The sequence below is a fragment of the Psychromonas sp. genome (assembly GCF_983033635.1).
Genome location: NZ_CEZLMY010000036.1, coordinates 1 through 21060, shown reverse-complemented (window position 1 = coordinate 21060; position 21060 = coordinate 1). Strand labels below are relative to the sequence as shown.

At 41.1% G+C, this 21060-nt stretch carries 20 protein-coding genes; 3 read left to right on the top strand and 17 right to left on the bottom strand.

All coding sequences use genetic code 11. The features are described from left to right. Complete coding sequence (gene rluD / locus AC4GME_RS07260) at positions 1-969, bottom strand: 23S rRNA pseudouridine(1911/1915/1917) synthase RluD (protein WP_490375690.1); 969 nt, start codon at positions 967-969, stop codon at positions 1-3. A 154-nt stretch (positions 970-1123) separates the two neighbouring features. Between rluD and AC4GME_RS07255 the strand changes: the two genes are divergently transcribed. Next, on the top strand, positions 1124-1906 hold the full coding sequence (locus AC4GME_RS07255; RefSeq protein WP_490375691.1) for an outer membrane protein assembly factor BamD: 783 nt from the start codon (positions 1124-1126) through the stop codon (positions 1904-1906). Positions 1907-2013: 107 nt separating this feature from the next. Here AC4GME_RS07255 and glnB read toward each other — a convergent pair whose 3' ends face one another. Beyond that, the gene (glnB, locus tag AC4GME_RS07250; RefSeq protein WP_490375692.1) at positions 2014-2352 is read right to left on the bottom strand and encodes a nitrogen regulatory protein P-II; all 339 of its coding nucleotides are present in this window, start codon (positions 2350-2352) and stop codon (positions 2014-2016) included. A gap of 132 nt (positions 2353-2484) precedes the next feature. Here glnB and AC4GME_RS07245 point away from each other — a divergent pair, with 132 nt between their 5' ends. Next, entirely contained in the window at positions 2485-2976 is a 492-nt protein-coding gene (locus AC4GME_RS07245) for a GspH/FimT family pseudopilin (protein ID WP_490375693.1), read from the top strand. 42 nt (positions 2977-3018) lie between these two features. On the opposite strand, the gene AC4GME_RS07240 is transcribed toward AC4GME_RS07245, so the two are convergent. The 6 genes from AC4GME_RS07240 to pilV (AC4GME_RS07215) all read right to left on the bottom strand — a co-directional run bounded on the left by AC4GME_RS07240 (position 3019) and on the right by pilV (AC4GME_RS07215) (position 9354). Then, positions 3019-3336 (bottom strand): TapY2 family type IVa secretion system protein, encoded by a 318-nt coding sequence (locus AC4GME_RS07240; protein WP_490375694.1) that lies wholly within the window; start codon positions 3334-3336, stop codon positions 3019-3021. A gap of 25 nt (positions 3337-3361) precedes the next feature. Beyond that, entirely contained in the window at positions 3362-3781 is a 420-nt protein-coding gene (locus AC4GME_RS07235) for a type IV pilin protein (protein ID WP_490375695.1), read from the bottom strand. A gap of 81 nt (positions 3782-3862) precedes the next feature. Continuing rightward, positions 3863-7276, bottom strand: coding sequence for a pilus assembly protein (locus AC4GME_RS07230; RefSeq protein WP_490375696.1), 3414 nt, complete (start codon positions 7274-7276; stop codon positions 3863-3865). Between the two features lie 56 nt (positions 7277-7332). Beyond that, positions 7333-7782: a hypothetical protein gene (locus AC4GME_RS07225; protein WP_490375697.1), complete on the bottom strand. Its 450-nt coding sequence runs from the start codon at positions 7780-7782 to the stop codon at positions 7333-7335. Beyond that, positions 7775-8785 carry a PilW family protein gene (locus tag AC4GME_RS07220; RefSeq protein WP_490375698.1) on the bottom strand — a complete coding sequence of 337 codons (1011 nt, stop codon included), beginning with the start codon at positions 8783-8785 and terminating at the stop codon, positions 7775-7777. Before AC4GME_RS07220 ends, AC4GME_RS07225 begins: the two co-directional genes overlap by 8 nt. Next, positions 8782-9354 carry a type IV pilus modification protein PilV gene (gene pilV / locus AC4GME_RS07215; RefSeq protein WP_490375699.1) on the bottom strand — a complete coding sequence of 191 codons (573 nt, stop codon included), beginning with the start codon at positions 9352-9354 and terminating at the stop codon, positions 8782-8784. Before pilV (AC4GME_RS07215) ends, AC4GME_RS07220 begins: the two co-directional genes overlap by 4 nt. 393 nt (positions 9355-9747) lie before the next feature. Here pilV (AC4GME_RS07215) and AC4GME_RS07210 point away from each other — a divergent pair, with 393 nt between their 5' ends. After that, positions 9748-10260, top strand: a complete 513-nt coding sequence (locus AC4GME_RS07210) for a GspH/FimT family pseudopilin (protein ID WP_490375700.1) — start codon at positions 9748-9750, stop codon at positions 10258-10260. Positions 10261-10329: 69 nt separating this feature from the next. Here AC4GME_RS07210 and AC4GME_RS07205 read toward each other — a convergent pair whose 3' ends face one another. From AC4GME_RS07205 to AC4GME_RS07165, 9 genes are all read right to left on the bottom strand, one after another. Next, positions 10330-13674, bottom strand: a complete 3345-nt coding sequence (locus tag AC4GME_RS07205) for a pilus assembly protein (protein WP_490375701.1) — start codon at positions 13672-13674, stop codon at positions 10330-10332. A gap of 57 nt (positions 13675-13731) precedes the next feature. After that, complete coding sequence (locus AC4GME_RS07200; RefSeq protein WP_490375702.1) at positions 13732-14169, bottom strand: hypothetical protein; 438 nt, start codon at positions 14167-14169, stop codon at positions 13732-13734. 5 nt (positions 14170-14174) lie between these two features. Continuing rightward, on the bottom strand, positions 14175-15191 hold the full coding sequence (locus AC4GME_RS07195) for a PilW family protein (RefSeq protein ID WP_490375703.1): 1017 nt from the start codon (positions 15189-15191) through the stop codon (positions 14175-14177). Then, on the bottom strand, positions 15191-15754 hold the full coding sequence (gene pilV, locus AC4GME_RS07190) for a type IV pilus modification protein PilV (protein ID WP_490375704.1): 564 nt from the start codon (positions 15752-15754) through the stop codon (positions 15191-15193). Before pilV (AC4GME_RS07190) ends, AC4GME_RS07195 begins: the two co-directional genes overlap by 1 nt. Positions 15755-15859: 105 nt before the next feature. After that, positions 15860-16804 (bottom strand): 4-hydroxy-3-methylbut-2-enyl diphosphate reductase, encoded by a 945-nt coding sequence (gene ispH, locus AC4GME_RS07185; protein WP_490375705.1) that lies wholly within the window; start codon positions 16802-16804, stop codon positions 15860-15862. A gap of 23 nt (positions 16805-16827) precedes the next feature. Then, positions 16828-17277: an FKBP-type peptidyl-prolyl cis-trans isomerase gene (gene fkpB / locus AC4GME_RS07180; protein WP_490375706.1), complete on the bottom strand. Its 450-nt coding sequence runs from the start codon at positions 17275-17277 to the stop codon at positions 16828-16830. After that, positions 17264-17791, bottom strand: a complete 528-nt coding sequence (gene lspA / locus AC4GME_RS07175) for a signal peptidase II (RefSeq protein ID WP_490375707.1) — start codon at positions 17789-17791, stop codon at positions 17264-17266. Before lspA ends, fkpB begins: the two co-directional genes overlap by 14 nt. Before the next feature lie 93 nt (positions 17792-17884). After that, positions 17885-20719 (bottom strand): isoleucine--tRNA ligase, encoded by a 2835-nt coding sequence (gene ileS, locus AC4GME_RS07170; protein ID WP_490375708.1) that lies wholly within the window; start codon positions 20717-20719, stop codon positions 17885-17887. Between the two features lie 28 nt (positions 20720-20747). After that, positions 20748-21060, bottom strand: a 313-nt coding sequence (locus tag AC4GME_RS07165; protein ID WP_490379189.1) for a riboflavin kinase, incomplete at its 5' end; no start/stop codon positions are given.

Here is a 21060-nt window from a genome sequence, read left to right as displayed (position 1 = left end):
TTACTTTGCAAAGAAAATTGTATCTGCGCGTAAAACGCGTGCGAGCTCAGCCATATCATCAGGCACTGGTGCATGCCATTCCATCATCTCACCAGTGATTGGATGCGCTAGACGTAACATAGTTGCATGTAATGCTTGGCGCTTAAAGGCACGTAACGTGCGGATTAATTCCTCTGACGCACCTTTAGGTGGACGAGGACGACCACCGTAAACAGGATCTCCCACTAATATATGACCAATATGCGCCATATGCACACGAATCTGGTGAGTACGACCAGTTTCAAGGCGCAAACGCAGACGAGTATGGGCACGATATTTTTCGGCAACACGATAATGAGTTACCGCATGTTTACCACCCGTTGTACTTACCGCCATTTTTATACGATTTACTTTATCACGACCGATAGCAGCTTCAACGCGCCCACCAGCAGTAAAACAGCCCATAGCAACTGCTTCATATTCACGCGTAATTTCACGCGCTTGCAGACTTGCCACCAGATGTGTTTGTGCTGGTACTGTTTTTGCTATCACCATCAAACCTGTTGTGTCTTTATCTAAGCGATGTACGATGCCCGCTCGTGGCACTTCAACAATCTCAGGGTAATGATGTAACAAAGCATTTAAAACTGTGCCATCAGGATTACCTGCACCAGGATGCACCACTAAACCTGCAGGTTTATTGATAACTAAAATATGTTCATCTTCAAACACGATATCTAATTTAATATCTTGCGCTTTAAATACAACTTCATCTTCTAATACGGCATTTACATCAACCGTTTGTCCTGTGTAAACTTTTTCTCGAGGGCGAGCAATAACTTCGCCATCAATTTTGACCATATCCGCCAAAATCCATTCTTTAATACGCGTACGTGAATAATCAGGAAATAACGAGGCTAACGCCTGATCTAAACGAAATCCTAATTGTTCGTCAGTAACTTCTGCACTGAGCTTTAACTGTTGACTCATATAATTGTTCTCTTTCTCTGCCCAATTAAGGATAATAAACTTTAATTTTATGGTTTGTTCTACAATCTTGGCACATTTTATCTTTTTTAACTTTTCTTTTTTTAGTCGATAGAAGATACTGTGCGTTTTTATCTGCATTGGCATTATAACACTTATGAAAAAGATCCTCAGACTAATAACGACCTCTATTTTTATTGTTTTATTAGGCACTGGTTGCTCTTCTAAAAAAAATGAAAAACCTAAAGTTGAAGATAAACCTCCTGTGGGACTTTATGCGGAGGCAAAAATATTATTAGAATCGGCAAATTTTGAAAAAGCAACAGAAGTATTGGAGGCATTAGACAGTCGCTACCCCTTTGGCCCTCATTCAGATCAAGTGCAGTTAGATCTTATTTATGTTTATTACAAACGTGACGAAACCGCTTTAGCACTTGCAAGTATCAACCGATTTATTCGCCTTAATCCAACTCATGAAGATCTTGATTATCTGTATTACATGCGCGGTTTAACATACATGGCAACGGATCAGCAATTTTTCCAAAACTTATTTGGAATTGATCGCTTTAACCGCGATCCAAGTCACTCGCAACAAGCATTCAAAGACTTTGCGCACCTTATTAAATACTATCCAGACAGCCAATATGCAGTCGATGCGTTGCAACGACTCATTTTCATCAAAGATAGATTAGCACGTTATGAGATAGCGATAGCAAAGTGGTATATTAAACGTGAAGCTTATATTGCAGCGATTAATCGTAGTAAAACTGTATTAAATAACTATCCAGATACCGCTTCTGTTGAAGATGCGCTGGAAATAATGATTGCAGGTTATGATGCGCTTGGCATTAAAGAGCCAAAAGATAATGCGCTGGCGGTATTGAAGTTAAACTTCCCTAAAAACCGTATTATAAGAGGTAATGAAGTTAAAATCCCCTAAAAACCGTATTGTAATAGGTAATGAACTGTTGAATAAAGCTGATTAATAACTTTACAAAATAGTCAATAACAAGGAGAGCCAAGCTCTCCTTTCTGACTAAAAGAGAATTAAACCGCTTCCCCATCTTCTTCACCGGTACGAATACGAATAACACGCTCAACAGGCATAACAAATATTTTACCATCTCCAATTTTTCCTGTTTGTGCTGTGTTCATAATCGCTTCAATACAACGATCCACATCTTCTTTTTTTACAACCAGTTCAATTTTCACTTTCGGTAAAAAATCAACCATATACTCAGCACCACGATATAACTCTGTATGCCCTTTTTGACGACCGAAACCTTTCACTTCTGATACCGTCATCCCTGTGATATCAATATCAGCAAGCGCTTCTCGAACATCATCCATTTTAAACGGTTTAATAATTGCTTCTATTTTTTTCATTATGATCTCTTTATGCTGTTTTAAACTAATAATAAGAACTGTCTACTGTAATACAATTAAGATAAATATACAGGCAGAAAATGCAAAATAATATTACACTGATAGCTTATACTCTACCGCTAGGAAAAAAACATGCCCCCTGTGCGAGGTTTCACACTTTTAGAGCTTATCATTGTATTAATCATCAGTATGTTACTGATAACTATTGGTATTCCCGGGTTTCAAACATTAATACAAAATAACCGTTTAACCACTGTCGCCAGCTCCATTCAAAACCAGCTATTATTCGCTCGCAGTCAGTCGGTTGGTCTGATTAATTATGTCACTGTCTGCCCGTTAGAGAGCAATAGCTGTACTAATAACTGGATAAAAGGGATAGATGTATTTATTGATGCAGACCAAAGTAAAACCTACGACAGCGGAGAAGTTTTACTGAAAACGGGAGATAGCTTTAACGCTAACGATACGCTGGTTTTCCCAACATCAAGTATCACTTACACCCCAGATGGGCAGATAGCAGGAAGTTCTGCACAGTTTCGATACTGTAGCGGTGATGGAAAAATTGGTGTGCACGTCGCTTATAGCGGACGTGCTAAAATTGTCGATGTTGCTAATTGTGATTAGTGAGTAGTGAGTAACACTATTCACAACTTGCGAGTGACAGCGTTAAAATGGTGTTTTGGCTTCCAGCTCTCTTGCTTCTTTAGTTTTAAAACTGTTATCTGCTTTGGCGCATTCATAAACGCTTTCTATTTCAGATCCCGTCACGCCATCAGCAGAGTAAACCATGCTGCCTTCAAGTCCGCTCTCAAACTCACTTTGAGTTTTTCCTACACTTACAAATCCATGTACAACGTCACTCTTATCCTGCAGGCTTACATGGCATTTATAATGGATACGGTCACTACTTTTGTCATTTTCAGCAACTGCAACCGGGCTTGCTAATATTGTCGCAACTATTGCCAGTACTAATTTACTGTTCATCTATTTCTCCTTGTACAAAATACTTTTACTTCCAACAAGCGCTATTGCTGGCAGCTGCAGAATTAAATGCTTTCTTAGCCAAATCCTGAGTAATAGTTAATTTAGCGCAGTCGCTATCGGCTGCTTGCGTATTAATTGCCGTTGCTGTTAATGTGAAATCGGCAGTGGCTGTTGCAGAGCTCGTCGCTATCGAATAATACTTATTTTCAGTAATAAAGGGATTCGCTGATAAGCCTAATTCAGTGTTTAAATTAGCTGCATACTTATGGTTGTCTAAATAATACATCTCTTGACGATTAGCTAGCTCTATTAATGTTGACTGCGCCTCACTACGTTTCGATTTTAAAACGTGCTGCATATAACTTGGATAAGCAACCCCGGCTAAAATACCAATAATGGCAATCGTCACTAATAGTTCGATTAAAGTAAAACCATTCTTTTTCATCTACTTACCCTTTTAAAAACAAATAATGTCAACAAGCCATTCTAACAGGCTAATTAACAGCCTGTTAGAATTTGCTTCACATTATTTCTCTTCAAAATAACTATAAATTCGCCGTGGCATCAGATCTGTTTGAGTATCAACGGTGCCAGTATGGATCACCTCTTCCTCTTTAGTATCTTCATTAATCATGGTGATTTTATCGCCCTGACCAACACCGAGCAGACGGATCACGCTATTACCATCTTCATCAGCACCAGCATGAATAACTAATGAATCCGGTACGCGGGAGCCAATATCGATTTTAGGCTCTGGTTCACCGTTCTCATCAGTAAATCGACTTTGCCCGGAGTGCAAATCAACCGCATATAACCAGCCCGTTCCTAAATCCCCTACACCACAGCCAATATTAACCGTCGAGTTGGGAACAAAAGAGGTAAAATACACTGTGCCTTCTAACACGGCACCTTGCCCCAGTGATTTTTCACCTATCGATGTAAAGCGATATTGCCACCCAGACAGATTACTCATATCCGCAAACACATTTAGTACTTGTTCACCTGAATATGAACCAACGGGATCGCTGGTAATATCGTAAAGATTATTAACGGTAAGCGATGCAGGTTTTGCAGGGAAGCCATCTTCACCAAACAGTGTCGGCGTTATTGCATAATCATGTAACAGGTAAAAAGCGTCATCAACAGCTATACTCGAAGCGGGATGAGCGCGATCACCTGAGCCGAATAAAATGCCATCATATGGCACTTTATTATATGAAAACTGTGCATCGTCACTTTTGATTACATTATTTTCAAAGGTACGCACAATAACGGGGGCGGTAAAGAAACGTCGATCTGTACTCGCAGTATCCCCCCCTAAACTCGCCAACTTAATTATTGACCATTTACTCGTATCACTGCCCGCTAAATCCATACGCCATACATTGCCACCCGTATCCCCTGTATATATACGGTCAATATATCCATCGTCATCACTATCTAATATCCCCACCTGGCTTGGGATACTATCGCGAATACAGTGTTTATCATCGGCTGCACAACTTGCACCATCAATCGACCAGATTTTATCCCCGGTTAGAGCATCAACGATATATACAGCGCGCCCCGTTACATCATTACATGTCTCACTATCAGATGGTGTACAGCTGTCTTTATTAGTATCGTAACCTCCACCAAACACTAAACCAGGGTTAACCGTTGCGACACTACCGACGTTGTAGGAGAAGGTACCGACACTTGGCATTGACCAGGTCTGTGCTAATTCACTAAAACCTGTGCTACTTGAATCAATTTTCCACGCAAGTGTAGGTGAATCAGGGCTTGTTATATCTAATGCGTAATAACTACTACCACCACGGCGCATACCTACAATCGCAATAATTTTCTGTACTGAACCTGACTGATAGACTTTAATTGCAATCGGGGATAGATCCATACCGTATTGATGCACACTTGAATCAGGTGCATCTCTTAAGGAAAGCCCTGAGGCTAATAGTTGTGCCGGAATAAATGCCCAATTTTCAGTGACGGTATCACCGTTATCGGTAAACAGATGTAAAAATCCTGCATTTGTGCCCACCAATAGGCGTACCACTTGTTTTCCGCTTTCAACATAAGTAATAGCTAATGGTTTGGAATGCAGAGGATCGGCAAAAATATCACTACGATAATCGGTGACTTCACTATTACCGTTTTGATCATCAACATCCAACCCTTTTAACCAATTCAGATACTCACTCAAATCAGCTTCAGCAACGCCTAATTCCAGAGAAAGCTCCGCATCAGTTGTTAAGCCATAATAAGTTTTAAGATTTGCTACGTTTGGCTCTAACAGCGCACTAGCACTTAAATCAGTTAATATTTTACGCGTAGTGACATCTCCTAACATAGCTGCAATGCCGCCTTCGGCAACCGCATTACCATCTTGAACGCCTCCCCAATACGTTGAAGCATCATCTTTGATATTACCATCGGCATTTATCGCCGGTACCCCTAAACTATCAACCAATATTCCAGATGCATTCATGGTCAATTTTTTAATATTTCCTTGCCAGACTGATTTATTGCTTGGCATAAACATAGAGTAATAAACTGAATCTAAACTACGCGTTCTATCGAAGTTATTATTGGCTATCGCAGGAGAAGACAAACTAGATGAGCTATTTAAAATATCTAAAATAGTTGCCTGAAATGCTTTTTGCAATGCAGTCGAACTGGTCGCAGGGTAATATTCACCTCCCCCCCTCACCGCTGTTTCAGTCAATAATTTACCTGCGCTATCAACCGCACTTTGACCAAATCCAATGGTATAGGTGGTGACATGTTGCGCGCCATTGCTTGCATCACCATCAATATCAAAGTTATTCATCCACTCCGTTAGAGTCGGCATATAACTACCTTCGATTGCTCCCTTTCCGGTAAGCGTTGCCACTAATGAATTTGCTGCACCATCATTGGTTGGTTGCCCATCGGTCATTAAAATAACGTAAGAACGTTCCTGACAAGCTTTAAATGGCGAGAGGTAAACTCCGCCATCTTCTGCGCTGATATCGCGCGCAGGTGTTGAAGTTGAATCATCATCTCCGTAATACACCGCTTTCCCCGCATAATAACGGTATGTTTCATACATACTTTCACAAAGCGGCGTCCAACCAGCGGCATTGAGGTTATTTACTTTATTGATAAGATCTTGTGTTTGCGTTGAGTCTCGAGTCATTACTTTATCAACAATACGCCCACCATTTTTGTCACTCGAAGTATCACCACTATTGTTGTTGAACACTTCTAAACCAAAATCTACTGATGGAGTGCTTTTAATTAAACTGGCAATCGCTTCTTTAGCGATCACTAAACGACTTTTACTGGTCACACCAACCGTGTTATACCAGTAGATGTAATTGCCTGAATATAAAGTAACCGCATCACTACCAGAAAATACATTGTTAACTGTTGCTATATAGGGGCCTGAACGACCATCTTGTGGAAAACCTAGATTATTTGTAGTTGCCGGGTTACTCGGATCTGCATTTAAAACATCTTCTTTACACTCAAAATAATCACCGCTATTACCGGATAAAGTTTTCCAGCGAGAACGGGAGCTTCTTCTATTTGGCACCCAACGTCGAACATTACCGTTATATAACCCGTCAGAATCAAGCAGCGCTAGAGATGCCTGACAGTTATTTTTATTAGTTGCAAAATACTGGCTACTGCCGGTGCTGGGAGTATCTCCGCCAACTTTTGTCCAATAAATTTTATTGGCATTTCCTCCGGCACCATAATCATGACTAGGAACGTACGGTTCAAGTACAACTTCCTCTGAACTACGCATACTCCCGGAAGTATCAAAAATAATCAGCACCTGCGGACGTATCCCATTTTGCGCACTGAGATCTGCAACAAAAAGCTCCGTATCATCCGCGACTGCAACTGCGCAAAACAGGCTCAACAAGCCTATTGAAAATCGTTTTAATAACATAATTTTTACTCCATTTGTCTTATCCGACAACAATCCTTAAGTCGTTCAATGCACTTCTATTCAACAATTATCGGTTGTTCAACCCCGAGCCCCATAGAGTTAAGAGCCCATTTTGCGCCCCCCGCCATCTCTCTACCATAGGAATGATTTAAGTTAAGCTGTAGGTATTTACATTTAAACTTAGTACTGCTTGTTTTAATTCTCCGCTTGCAATTCAACTCTCCCTGCAGGGTCACCGTGCTGCCTACGTCGGTAAATAACGCCGATGAAAAGGTGTCTGAAGAAAGTGCGCCTGCAAATGCTGTCGCACTGTCGGTTTGATGCAAGATATCGTGCGCCGCACCATTTAAGATGATGTTTGACTTCCCCTGCATCACTCGCGTATCAATTATTTTTAACCCTAAAAAAGAGTTACTCATCACCAGAACACCAAGCACTAAAAGTAGCGGCAGAATCAGCATCGCAATAAAGAGAGCTATGCCATTTTGCCTACGTAAACTAATCATCGACCAATACCACGCTGTTTTGAAAGGTTAATACATGTGAAACCAATTCTCTTTTATAGGCATCACCGGGGGCTGTAAAAGATTCAGTACCTAACTGATAAGTATCTTTATTAATATAACCAGGCGTCGTTTTTAAAGCGCGTGCCAGCAGATAAATTTTTATGCCAATTACCCGTCCACTATCCCAATCACTAGCAGTTACTTGCGATGCACCGACAAAGGCATGAATTGAACCATCTCTTTCGCTGGGAATCAGTTTATCTAACGCAAACATAAACTGCATATTTTCGATCCCTTCAACCAAGACCTCTTCTCTTACCATTTTATCTTTTTCAAGACGAATGCGCCGTAATCTTGGAATATCGCCTTCTTTATCTAAATAATAAACATGATGAATATATTGCCAGACAGGTGACACAGCGCCAGTTGTTAATTCACTGGCATCATCAAGGTAAACGTTTATTCCCGTAGGTTTTATATCCAGGTAGTACCGATCAGATTTAAAACCGCTCGTCTCTGATAAACCTCTTGCACGTTTTATTGAGATAAAACCGCTACCAGGAATCAGTGCTGTTGCACTATCGCTATCATTAATGCAGGCCATCTTTAAATTAGCAATAACAGTCGGCACTGTTGATGCCCAAAGCTGACGATATTTACCAGATGCGGGAAAGGTGCCACTGCTAATATCATCAATACAATCAAGGCTTGTTGCTAATGCCGCGCCATTGAGCTCCCATAAATCTTTATTTTCGCCTGTTGTCTGCGCAAAAAAATAAGCTTGTTTTAAGTCGCGCGTTAAAATCTGCAATGCGAACGATGCATTTTCCTGACGTTCGCCACTGCTTAAAGATTCTGTTGTCGCCCGCTGGCTGGAAACAAAAATAGTTAACAGGCCTGCGGTTAAAAATAGACCAAGAAAAATAACAATCATCCATTCAACAATTGAGTAACCAAGTTGGCTTTTTTTGAGAAGGCAGGGTATTACCGGAGAATGATTCATGATGATTTACCAGTGTAGGTTTCGACCACTAACTGACGACGGGAGGAGCTTGCCTCTCCACACTTATATGCCAAACTTGCCTGATCACGACCGGCAGCGGCATCTTTACTTTTAACGGTAGAAAACCAGCTTAAAATAATGGTAGTAACACCTGTGCTGGCAGCTTCAATGCAAGCATCTGCACCTATTAACCCCGTATTATTGCCCGTATCACTAACCACATCTGCGCCGATAAATTTCTCTTTCCACTCATACAGATCGTTATTTTTTATATCTTCACCACTACAATTGTCAAAAACCCCACCCGTTCCAATACAACTAGGTGCAGACAGATCCGCTTTCATCAGGCTTGCAATGGCATAGTCATTTCCAGCTTCCTGTAACCACAATCGATTTAATTGCATCCGTTCGCTCATATCAGCAACAAGAGAATTGGCTAATGTGCGCTGCTGGATCTCCACTGTCGACTTTATCGCAGTAGACTGCATTCCCGCCAAACCCAGCAAACCTAAGGCTAAAATAAAGCTGCTAATCATAATTTCAATTAAACTAAAACCACGCATTTTCATAAAAACAATCCATTATAAGCGAAAAAATGATCGCAATAGTTAATTATAGCTCGCACTGCAAAATAGAAATCAATAAAAGAATAAACTGATATAAAAATAAGAGATTGTCCGGGCAAAAAAAAGATTATGCCCCCCCTTTACCCCTAAACAAAAATTAAAGACTTATATTTCAAAGGTTAGTCTTAAAGCTGCACTTTAAATTAAAGTAAGGTTGCAGACAACATTTCCATCTGTAAATGAACTAAACATTGAAATAAAACGTTAAAGTTCAAAAATTAACCATTTTATGCTTTGTTTACTTGTGTAAGGAGCACAGCTTGGTATCCTTACAAAAATCATTGAAATCACGAGAATATGTAACGAATCTAAATCTATTATCTTCACGGAGGAGATATGTACGCAAAGAAAGGTTTTACATTATTAGAACTATTAATTGTTCTTGCCATTATAACAATATTATTAAGTATCTCAGGTTTTAGCATGCAGGGGTTAGTGCACAATAACAGTGTCGACTCTGCGGCCAGTAAAATACACAAAAGCCTGCTTTTCGCACGAAACCATTCAGCAAGCACGCTAAACAACGTGACAGTCTGTCCGCTAAACAATATCACAAAATTCTGCTCGTCGGACTGGTCAACGGGAGTTGATGTTTTTATTGACGAAGGCGTAGCGAATAAATTAGATGGTGATGATGTAATATTAGAAACGGGGCAAGCGATCAGCAGCAGTGATCAACTTAAATTTCCTGTAAATAATATTACCTTTACACCTGCAGGGCAACTATCGAGCTTACCTACAACTCCTATCTTCCGTTACTGTAGTGGCGATATACGAGCCGGGGTCAAACTATCTCTTAACGGACGATCCAGGATTGTCGATCAGAGTGCGTTTGCTAATTGTAATTAATAATACTTGAATGAGCTTGAAACTCCTCGATTAAAATAGTTCGAGGAGTTTAATTGCGAGTGCAGTCCGTTACCTCTCTTCAAAATAACTATAAATACGCTTTGCTATCATTCCCACCCCGGTATCCTTTGTGCCTGCATTAACTGTCTCAGTCTCTTCTGTTTCAGGATCAACAACGACTATTTCATCTCCGGCACCAACCCCTAACAGACGGATAACGCTTTCACCTTTTTCATTAACACCCGAGTGAATAACCAGGGCATCCGGCACGCGAGCACCTATCGATTCTTTTGTTTCAGTTAGATGGTTAATACCGGAATGAAGATTAACCGCATATAACCACCCCTGGCCAAGGTCACTAATCCCGCAATCGATATTTGTAAGGGAGTTTGGCACAAACGAAGTAAAATAAACCGTGCCTTCCAGTAATGTTGCACGGCCTAATGATTTCTCACCGGCAGAAGTGAAATTGTATCGCCACCCGGAGCCGCTTGTCAGATCTTTATATGCACTTAAAACATTTTCCCCCTTGTAATTAGTTATCGGATCACTGCTGATATTGTACAAATCATTAACCGTTTTAAGGGCCGGCTGGTTCTCCTCACCAAATATTGCAGGATGAATATTATAATCATGAATAAGATAGAATGAATTTAAAACAGTCGTATCTGAAGCGGGATTGGCTCTATCACCAGAGCCAATTAATACCCCATCATAGGGGACAGCATTAATTTCAAATCCACCATCAATAGAGCCCGTTACCTGGTCAACATAAGTACGCGCAATCACTGGCGCAGTAAAAAAACGTCTGTCAGTTGTAGCAGTATCGCCACCTAACGCGGCCAGTTTAGTTAGTGCCCACTCTTTCGTATTTGTTCCTTTAAGATCCACACGCCATACATTACCACCAGTATCACCCGCATAGATTCTATCGATATTACCATCCGCATCACTGTCCAGCAGGCTAACCTGCGCAGGTATGCTGTCTCGTAGACAGTGTATCTCATCAGTATCACAACTCCCCCCTTCTACTTTCCAGATTTGAGCACCGGTTTCAGCATTAACGATATAAATAGCCCGCCCTTTTAAGTCATCACAGTTATTATCGGAACTTGGACTGCAAGTATCTTTATTTGTATCGTACCCCCCACCAAAGACAATCACTGGCGCCTCAATGGTTGTAGTGCCCGATTGATAAGCCAATTTTCCCGGCGCGGGTACTGACCATGTCTGTCCCAGCTCAGAAAAACCAGCTGTATCTGAATCAATTTTCCAAAGCAGCGTTGGCGCTGCAGGGGTTTTAACATTTAAAGCATAATAGCTATCCCCTCCCCGACGCATACCGGCAATGGCGATGATTTTATCAAGCCCGTCTTCATCATATGTTTTGATAGCCACTGGCGCTAAATCCATACCGTAACTATGGGCTGCCATATCCGCCTGATCTTTTAATGCAATGCCGTATTGCAGTAACTCATCGGGAATAAATGCCCACTCCTCCTTAACGGAATCACCTTGATCGGTGAACATATGTAAAAACCCCGCATTGGTTCCCACTAACAAACGCACAACCTGCTCGCCACTTTCAGTGTAGGTGATCGCAAGCGGCGTTGAATGGAGCGGATCGGCAAAAATATCACTGCGGAAATCAGTTTTACTGTTATCGGCATCTGAATCAGCTACATCAATACCCAATAACCAGTCCAAGCTTGTGTCTAAGTCTGCACTGTCAATAACTAATTTCCCAGCTAACTCATCATCAGTGCTCACATCACTATAGTAGCTTTTTAAATTAGCCTTTGACGGTTCAATCAGGCTTCCCTCTGTGCCGATATTACTGAGCACCTTACGGGTAGTCGCGGCACTTAACATAGCAGCCACACCACCTTCATTCACACTATTACCATCCGCAACGCCTCCCCAATAAGTCGAGGCATTTTCTTTAATATTACCATCTGCATCTATCGCCGGCTGATCGCCGCTGTCAACTATAATCCCGCTGCTGTTCATTTTTAATTTTTTGATATTGCCTTTCCAAACCGATTTATTACTGGGGAAAAACATTGAATAATACAATGAGTCTAAACTGCGGGTTCTATCAAAGTTGTTATTTGCAATAGCGGGAGAGGTAAGACTTGAGCTGTTATTTAAAATGGCCAATATTGTCTCATTGAATGCATTATCAAGGTCTTTTGCACTGGCTGCGGGGAAATATTTACCACCACCTCGCACTGCAGTTTCACTTAATAATTGACCTGCATCATCGATCACATCCTGACCAAAACCAATTGTATGAGTAATAATATTTTGCTCACCTAGGATATTACCATTCACATCAGAATTATTCATCCACTGCGCAAGTGTTGGCAGATAACTGCCCTCAATAGGGCCATTACCGGTTAATGTTTGAATTCTGCTGTTAGCGCCACTATCTTCGGTGGGTTCACCGTCGGTCATTAAAATAATATAAGCAAGCTGCTGACAATCTTTACAAGGAGAGTTATAAACTTTATTCGTTTCAGCACTCAAGTCTCGTGAAGGGGTTGCACTTCCGCCATCATCACCATAATAAACAGCTTCTCCAGCATAATAACGATAAGCTTCATACATAGTTTCAGTAAGAGGAGTCCATGTCTCTGCTTTTAAACCGTCTATCGTGTTAATTAAGCTTTGTGTTTCCGCTTCCGTTCTTTTCTGCACTTTACCGACGACTCGTCCTCCTGCTGAATGATTAAAAATAACTAATCCAAAATCAACCGAGGAGGTACTATTAATCAAATTAGTGATCGCTTCTTTTGCTATTGATATACGACTCTGAGATGAAGTGCCTGTGTTTTCATTCCAATAAACATAGTCTGCAGAATACAAGGTAACAGCATCATCACCACCAAACACATCATCTCCCTTAGTGGTTGAATAGGCATCAGTATTACCATTTATTGGGTAACCATCCTGCTCATCTTGATTAGTTGTATAATCATTTACCCAATCCTCTCTACAGTCATATAATGAACCTTGATTTTCACTAAGAGTCTTCCATTTTTTTTTATTCGGCTTCCAGCGGCGCACATTACCACTGTATTTGCCCGTTGCCTCAAACGCAGCAACTGATGCAAAACATTTATTTTCAGAAGCCTGCAAATAGTTATCACTATTTAAGCTTGGAATTCCATCACCCGATTCTGCCCAATATATTTTAGTTGAACTTGTATACGATTTTGAAGGATCAAACGGGGTAGCGGCTACCTGCTCGGTGCTTGCCATGCTCCCTGAGTTATCAAACATAATTAGCACCTGGGGACTAATATTCCTTTCTTCACCAATATCAGATACAAACAGTTCTGTATCATCCGCTTGTAGCGAACCCGCCAATAAAATAAAACTGACGGTCAGGATCCTGCATATTGTCAACATCTTTAATTTACTCCACAAAAATCTAATTTTCAGTACAAAGAGTTACTGTATTCAAATCTAATTAGCAAGCAGGGGTTGCTCTACACCAAGCCCCATCCTGTTAGTGCCCCACTTTTTGCCATTCGATTTTTTCCGGCCAAAACTATGGCTGAGCTTTACGTCTAAATACAAACACTTACCATTACCATTGGGGTTGTAATCGCGCCTGCAATCAAGCTCAGCACTGACCGAATCAACTACGCTAACAACATCTTCAAATGAATCAGAGCTTAAGACTGTGCCATTGGCTGCACTGGCAAATGGCGTTGCGCTGCCTGCAGATAAAAGGTCCACAGAAGCTGCATTTAATGTGATATTTGAGCCATCAAGCGAAGCTCTCGCATCTGTCATTTTCAAATCGAGAAATGAACCGCCGAGCAGCATAAGCCCAAGTACCACAAGAACAGGTAGAATTATCATCGCCACAAACAGGGCAGCACCACTTTGTTTACGCATATTAATCACCTTGCTCTATTCGGGAACATTAAAATACGGGATATGACTTTTCTTTTAAAAGCATCATCAAAAGCAGGGAGAGTGGTATCGCCAAGCTGATATATTTCTTTATTGGTATAACCCGCAGTTTCTTTTGGGGAGCGCACCAGTAAAAATATTTTCATACCGATGACTCGGCCCGTGTTCCAATCATTGTCTGTCACATTGGCACTGTTTACAAAAGCATGCACAGACTGATCCCGGTCAGCGACTGGCAAATCATCAAGTGCAAACATAAACTTCATGTTTTCAATACCTTCCGCAAGAACATCGTCATCTAAAAGCATCTTATTTTTCTGCAGAGATAAACGTCGTAAGCGCGGGATATTATCTTTTTCATCAAGGTAATAAACATGATGGATATATTCCCATGCAGTAGTCGCAGCAGAAGCGGTTCCTCCGAGATATACATTTATACCTGCTATATCCGTTTCCAAATAATAGCGTTCAGCATCATAATCAGCGCTAGAAGTGGAGTCTTCATTCAAGCCTCTTGCCCGTTTTATGGAAATATAATCACTGCCATTTATTAACTCAGTGTCTGCATCATCATCAGAGATACAGCTCATTTTAAAAGTGCCAAGCGCAGACGATACCGTCGAGGCCCATAGCGCACGGTAACCATTGGCACCGGGAAAAGAGCCTGCACTCTTACTGTCTAAACAGTCATTATTGTTTGTTATGGTGGGAATATTATTCCATAAATCTTTATTTTCACCCGTTGTTTGTGCGAAAAAGTAACTCTGCTTTAAATCGCGACTTAAAATTTGCATTGAAAATGCGCCGTTTTCCAGCTGCTCACTGGCGACAAGCGTTTCTGCTGTTAGGCGTTTACTTGAGACAAATACGGTAAAAATCCCAGCAATAACAAACAACGCCAAAACAATTACGACCATCAGTTCGACAAGAGAGAATCCTCCTTGCTTGCCAGGTAAAGGCTGGGGATTTATGTCACGCAGCTTAAAGTTAGGAAAAATAATCATCAGGATTGGCTAATAAAAGATTGAACAGATATTTGGCGACGATATTTGCCAGATGTGCCACAAGTTGCATAAATACTGCTAGGGGAAGCGTTAGCGGCTGCATCACTGCTCTTCAATGTAGAAAGCCAAGATAAAACAACGGTAATTTTACCTTTCTCATCAGGCGCGCTTATACAAGCATCGGCATCAATTAAACCATGAGCAGAGTTATTATTAACATGGGCAGCAAGCAGTTTCTGCCGCCACTCAAACAGATCGTTTTGTTTAATCTGTTCACCGGTACAATTTGAAAAAGTGCCATCTGTAACACATGGGGGAGCCCTTAACTGGGCGGCTTGCAGGCTAGGGGTCGCGTAATCATTTGCGCTGTTTGTTAACCACACATTATTTAACTGCATGCGCTCCGTTATATCAACAAGCAGCGAGTTCGCCAACGTTCTTTGTTGTACTTCAGTGACAGATTTAACCGCAACCGACTGCATCCCAGCGAGGCCTAAAATGCCAATTGCTAAAATAAAACTGCTTATCATTACTTCAAGTAAACTAAACCCCTGCGCTCTCATGATGCCTCCCTGCTAATCATGTTTTTAAGACGGCGCTAGCATACCCTTGCAACAAAAAAAATAAAAAGGAAAAGTTTAAAAAAAGTGAACTTGAATGGTTGTTTTTCAGTCTACCTGCTTGATACGTAATTCAGCAGGTACTTCAAATACGGTGTTTTCTTCTACACCGGGGTTTTCAATCACCACACTGCCGCCTAAGGTTTTTAGTTTATCAATCACAGCTTTGACCAAAACTTCAGGTGCCGATGCACCTGCTGTGACCCCCACAACATTAACGTTTTCAAACCAAGCACAATCAATATCAGTCTCATTATCAATAAGGTATGAATTAACACCGATATAACTGGCTTTTTCTCGTAAACGATTGGAGTTGGATGAATTTGGTGAACCAACGACTAAAACAAGATCGGTTTTTTGCGCAAGCTCCTTAACTGCATCCTGGCGATTCTGAGTGGCATAACAGATATCATCTTTACGAGGCCCTTCAATTTCAGGAAATTTATCACGTAACGCATTGATAATATTGAAAGTGTCGTCAACTGATAAGGTGGTTTGCGAGCTGTAACATAAGCTTTGTGGATTTTTAACCTGCAGCTTGGCCACATCTTCAGGCGATTCAACCAGGTAAATACCACCAGCTTGATTATCATATTGGCCCATTGTACCAATCACTTCGGGATGCCCCTGATGACCAATCAAAACACACTCTTGCCCTCGGCGACTGGCGCGTGTTACTTCCATATGTACTTTGGTCACTAACGGACAAGTTGCATCAAACACTTTTAACTCACGGCGTTTGGCCTCGGCACGTACAGCCTGTGGCACACCATGAGCACTAAAAATAACAATATGGTTATCCGGCACTTCATCCAGCTCTTCGACAAATACCGCGCCACGAGCTTTTAAGCCGTCAACCACATATTGGTTATGTACAACTTCATGGCGAACATAAATGGGTGGTGTAAAAAGATCCAGTGCTCGCTCTACAATTGAAATGGCGCGGTGCACTCCAGCACAAAAACCACGCGGATTGGCTAAAATAATTTTCATCGATAACCTCTAAATAATCACTATTAATTCAACACTTCTAACACATCAACTGCAAATGTTAACGTTTGCCCAGCAAGCGGGTGATTAAAATCTACAGTGACACTATCAGCAACCACCTCGCGAACAATGCCGGGAATTTCACTACCATCCGGCTGGGTGAAACTGATAATAGTGCCCACTTCAGCGGGTACGTCACTGCTGAATTTACTCAATTCAAGATGATGGATATTATCCGGATTTGGCAGACCGAAGGCCGACTCCGGCGCAAGTGTGAATATCTCAGACTGACCTTCGATTAAACCCAGCAGACAATCTTCAAAACCAGGCGTTAAACTACCATCACCCATTACAAATTTGGCCGGTTTATTATTCACTTTGCTACTATCAACGGCAGAGCCATCTGCTAAACGAATTGAAAAATGCATCAGGACTTCGCTATTTTCTTTAATCGAATTGCTTTTAGCTCTGCTCATTCTGCTCACCTTTAACTTGCGCTTTATTTTTACTTTCCGGTGAAAAAAATGATTCTAAAATAATCATGGCTGCACCGATAAAAATTGCGATATCTGCAACGTTAAAGGTTGGCCAACGATAAAAACCTAAATCGAAATCTAAAAAATCAACCACATAACCAAACATCAAACGATCCGTCACATTACCAAGTGCGCCCGCTAAAATCAGAGCAAAGGCGATATTTGTCCAGCGTTGAGCCTGACTGTTTCGTTTTAATGAATAAATCAGATAAGCTGAAACAGCAAAAGCGATCGCTGTAAACAGGTATTTCTGCCAGCCACCCGCATCACCCAAAAAGCTAAAAGCCGCACCGTAATTGCGCGCATAGGTGAAGTTAAAGAATGACAGTATTTGATATGATTCATGCAAATCTAAAGATTTTACTGTCCAGTATTTAGTGACTTGATCAATAATAAACATTATCGCTGAAAGCCATAACCAACGCAGTCCGGATCTCTCTACTCTTTCTGTCATTTTTTATCCTTAATAAAAATAAAGCCCTAAAAAAAACGCCTTAAATCATTTTCATAACTAAGGCGTTTAAGTTCGATTTTTCTTTATCGCTGATTAAGCAAATTTACGTACTTCACCGACGCCGTCAATATTTGTTACACAACGGCCGCATAATTCAGGGTGAGCTTCATGCTTACCAACTTCTTCATTATGGTGCCAACAACGTGCGCATTTTGCAGCGGCACTTTTAGCAATACTGACCGATAACCCTTTAACTTCAGTTGCAATCGCATCTGTTGGTGCTTCTGATAATGGTTTAACAGCAGCTTTAGAGGTGATTAATACAAAACGTAACTCATCTTCCAAGCTTGCTAATAATGTTGTTAGTTCCGGCGAAGCATAAAGTGTTACTTCCGCCTCAAGACCGCCACCAATCACGTTCTCTTTACGTGCTAGCTCCAATGCTTTATTCACTTCTGCACGAACAGATAATAAACTCGCCCATGATTCGTTACTTAGCGCTTCGTTATCAGAAAGAGCAAATAAACCATCATACCAAACACCCGTGAATACAAATTCATCACGCTGTCCCGGCATACGTCCCCAAATTTCATCCGCGGTAAAACTTAGAATTGGTGCCATTAATCGCACTAATGATTCCGCGATATGGAACAGTGCAGTTTGACAACTACGACGTGCGTTACTATCTGCTTTGGCTGTATATTGACGATCTTTAATGATATCTAAGTAAAAACTGCCTAGCTCAATTGAACAGAAGTGCATGATTTTTTGGTAAACAACATGCAGGTTGTAGCTTTCGTATGCTTCAATCACATCATTTTGCAGGGTTAAGGTTTGTGCAACAATCCAGCGATCCAGTGCAACCATCTCTTCAGGTGCGATCAGATCGGTACTTGGCTCAAAACCATTTAAATTCGCTAATAAGAAACGTGATGTATTACGAATACGGCGATAGCTATCGGCACTACGGTTTAAGATCTCATCGGAAACAGTAATTTCGCCAGTGTAGTCTGTTGAAGCGACCCATAAACGTAGCACATCTGCACCAAGTTTATTCATAACTGTTTGTGGAGACATAACATTGCCTAAAGACTTAGACATTTTCTTGCCCTGTCCATCAACCACAAACCCGTGTGTTAATACCTCTTTATATGGCGCTTTATTATTGATCGCCATGCTGGTCATCAGTGAAGATTGGAACCAACCACGATGTTGATCTGAACCTTCCAGATACATATCAATTTGTGCTTGCTCACCAGACTCTTGAGTATATTCATCACGTACAGCAACTACTGCTGCGTGTGTTGTGCCAGAGTCAAACCAAACATCCAAAGTATCAGTCACTTTGCGGTATTGATCTGCTTCAAAACCTAACAGGCTTTCAGGCTCGAGATCCCACCAAGCTTGAATGCCCTCTTTTTCTATTTTACGGGCGATAAGCTCCATCATCTCAACACTGTTTTCGTGTAACTCATCTGTTTCTTTATTCACAAACAGTGTAATCGGCACACCCCAGGTACGTTGACGAGAGATACACCAATCCGGACGGTTTTCGATCATTTTTTCGATGCGGTTTTGTCCCCAGCTTGGGATCCATTTAACCTCTTTGATTTCACCTAATGCGCTGTCTCGCAGACCTTTTTGATCCATTGAGATAAACCACTGCGGCGTTGCACGGAAGATGATCGGTGTTTTATGTCTCCAACAGTGCGGGTAACTGTGTAATAACGGCTTATGGCATAACAATGCATTATGTTCCTGCAGTACTTCAACAACACGGTCATTTGCTTTGAAAACATGTAAACCAGCAAAAAACTCAGTGTCATCTCTAAATACACCGTTATCCCCAACTGGGTTCGCTACTTCTAAATTATAACGTAAACCAACAGAGTAATCGTCCTGACCATGACCAGGTGCGGTATGTACACAACCGGTACCCGCGTCCGTTGTAACGTGATCGGCAACAATCGATGGTACTTCTATTTTTAAGAAGGGATGATTGAATAACTTATTCTCTAAATCAATACCCGTACAAATCGCTAACGTTTTAAACTCTTCAACGTCATAACGCGCCAAACAATCAGCAACCAGATGTGTTGCTAAAATTAAACGACGTTCACCCGCCTGCACTAATGAGTATTCAACTTTTTCTGCCAGTGCAACTGCACGGTTAGCAGGCAGTGTCCACGGCGTTGTTGTCCAGATAACAAGACAAACATCACCATGACCTAAATCATCGGATTGAGGCTCAAAACAGCTGATAACTTGCTCTGGATTTACCGCAGTAAAGGCTACATCAATTGCGGGTGATTTTTTATCTTCATATTCAACTTCAGCCTCGGCTAGCGCAGAGCCACAGTCTGTACACCAATGCACAGGTTTCGAACCTTTATGCAGATGATTATTTTTTATTATTTTAGCCAGTGCGCGAACAATGTTTGCTTCAGTGTCAAAATTCATGGTCAAGTATGGGTTTTCCCACTCACCTAACACCCCCAGACGTTTAAAGTCTTTACGTTGACCATCAACTTGGCGCGCGGCATATTCACGACATTTTTGACGGAAAACGGCTGCTGTTACTTTCTTACCCGGCTTACCTACTTTCTGCTCTACTTTTAATTCAATTGGTAAACCATGACAATCCCAACCTGGAATGTACGGCGCATCAAAATCAGAAAGCGTTTTTGATTTGATAATAATATCTTTTAAAATTTTATTAACGGAGTGACCGATATGAATATCACCATTTGCATACGGAGGACCGTCGTGCAGAATGAATGTTTTTTTACCTTTTTTAGCCGCACGGATCTTTTGGTAAAGATCTTTGCTGTACCAGTTTTTCAACATATTAGGTTCACGATTGGCAAGATTTGCACGCATCGGGAAACCTGTTTTAGGTAGGTTTAACGTATCTTTGTAGTCACTCATTTCTATTTTCCATTAACATAATGTTTAATTACGATTTATTTTGATGCCATTGTTTGGCCAACTTGATATCTTTATCTATCTGAATTTTTAATTCTGCAAATGAATTAAAACGCACTTCATCGCGTAATTTTTTTTCTAATACCACTTCTAACTGCATTCCATACAGGTCCGCATTAAAGTCAAATATATGCACTTCTAACTGCTGGCGAATACCTTGTACAGTTGGACGTTGCCCAATATTCGCAACCCCCTGATAAATTTTTCCATCGATACCGAATATCGATACAACAAACACCCCGGATACAGGCGAAACTCGACGCTTTAAAAGTAGGTTTGCAGTT

Bases quoted from the DNA above. Each gene is read 5' to 3' on its own strand.
- ileS (WP_490375708.1), bottom strand. From the start codon at position 20,719: ATGAGTGACTACAAAGATACGTTAAACCTACCTAAAACAGGTTTCCCG.
- AC4GME_RS07195 (WP_490375703.1), bottom strand. From the start codon at position 15,191: ATGATTATTTTTCCTAACTTTAAGCTGCGTGACATAAATCCCCAGCCT.
- AC4GME_RS07225 (WP_490375697.1), bottom strand. From the start codon at position 7,782: ATGATTAGTTTACGTAGGCAAAATGGCATAGCTCTCTTTATTGCGATG.
- AC4GME_RS07255 (WP_490375691.1), top strand. From the start codon at position 1,124: ATGAAAAAGATCCTCAGACTAATAACGACCTCTATTTTTATTGTTTTA.
- AC4GME_RS07235 (WP_490375695.1), bottom strand. From the start codon at position 3,781: ATGAAAAAGAATGGTTTTACTTTAATCGAACTATTAGTGACGATTGCC.
- AC4GME_RS07220 (WP_490375698.1), bottom strand. From the start codon at position 8,785: ATGAATCATTCTCCGGTAATACCCTGCCTTCTCAAAAAAAGCCAACTT.
- glnB (WP_490375692.1), bottom strand. From the start codon at position 2,352: ATGAAAAAAATAGAAGCAATTATTAAACCGTTTAAAATGGATGATGTT.
- lspA (WP_490375707.1), bottom strand. From the start codon at position 17,791: ATGACAGAAAGAGTAGAGAGATCCGGACTGCGTTGGTTATGGCTTTCA.
- pilV (WP_490375699.1), bottom strand. From the start codon at position 9,354: ATGAAAATGCGTGGTTTTAGTTTAATTGAAATTATGATTAGCAGCTTT.
- AC4GME_RS07200 (WP_490375702.1), bottom strand. From the start codon at position 14,169: ATGCGTAAACAAAGTGGTGCTGCCCTGTTTGTGGCGATGATAATTCTA.
- AC4GME_RS07240 (WP_490375694.1), bottom strand. From the start codon at position 3,336: ATGAACAGTAAATTAGTACTGGCAATAGTTGCGACAATATTAGCAAGC.
- AC4GME_RS07205 (WP_490375701.1), bottom strand. From the start codon at position 13,674: ATGTTGACAATATGCAGGATCCTGACCGTCAGTTTTATTTTATTGGCG.
- rluD (WP_490375690.1), bottom strand. From the start codon at position 969: ATGAGTCAACAGTTAAAGCTCAGTGCAGAAGTTACTGACGAACAATTA.
- ispH (WP_490375705.1), bottom strand. From the start codon at position 16,804: ATGAAAATTATTTTAGCCAATCCGCGTGGTTTTTGTGCTGGAGTGCAC.
- pilV (WP_490375704.1), bottom strand. From the start codon at position 15,754: ATGAGAGCGCAGGGGTTTAGTTTACTTGAAGTAATGATAAGCAGTTTT.
- AC4GME_RS07230 (WP_490375696.1), bottom strand. From the start codon at position 7,276: ATGTTATTAAAACGATTTTCAATAGGCTTGTTGAGCCTGTTTTGCGCA.
- AC4GME_RS07245 (WP_490375693.1), top strand. From the start codon at position 2,485: ATGCCCCCTGTGCGAGGTTTCACACTTTTAGAGCTTATCATTGTATTA.
- AC4GME_RS07210 (WP_490375700.1), top strand. From the start codon at position 9,748: ATGTACGCAAAGAAAGGTTTTACATTATTAGAACTATTAATTGTTCTT.
- fkpB (WP_490375706.1), bottom strand. From the start codon at position 17,277: ATGAGCAGAGCTAAAAGCAATTCGATTAAAGAAAATAGCGAAGTCCTG.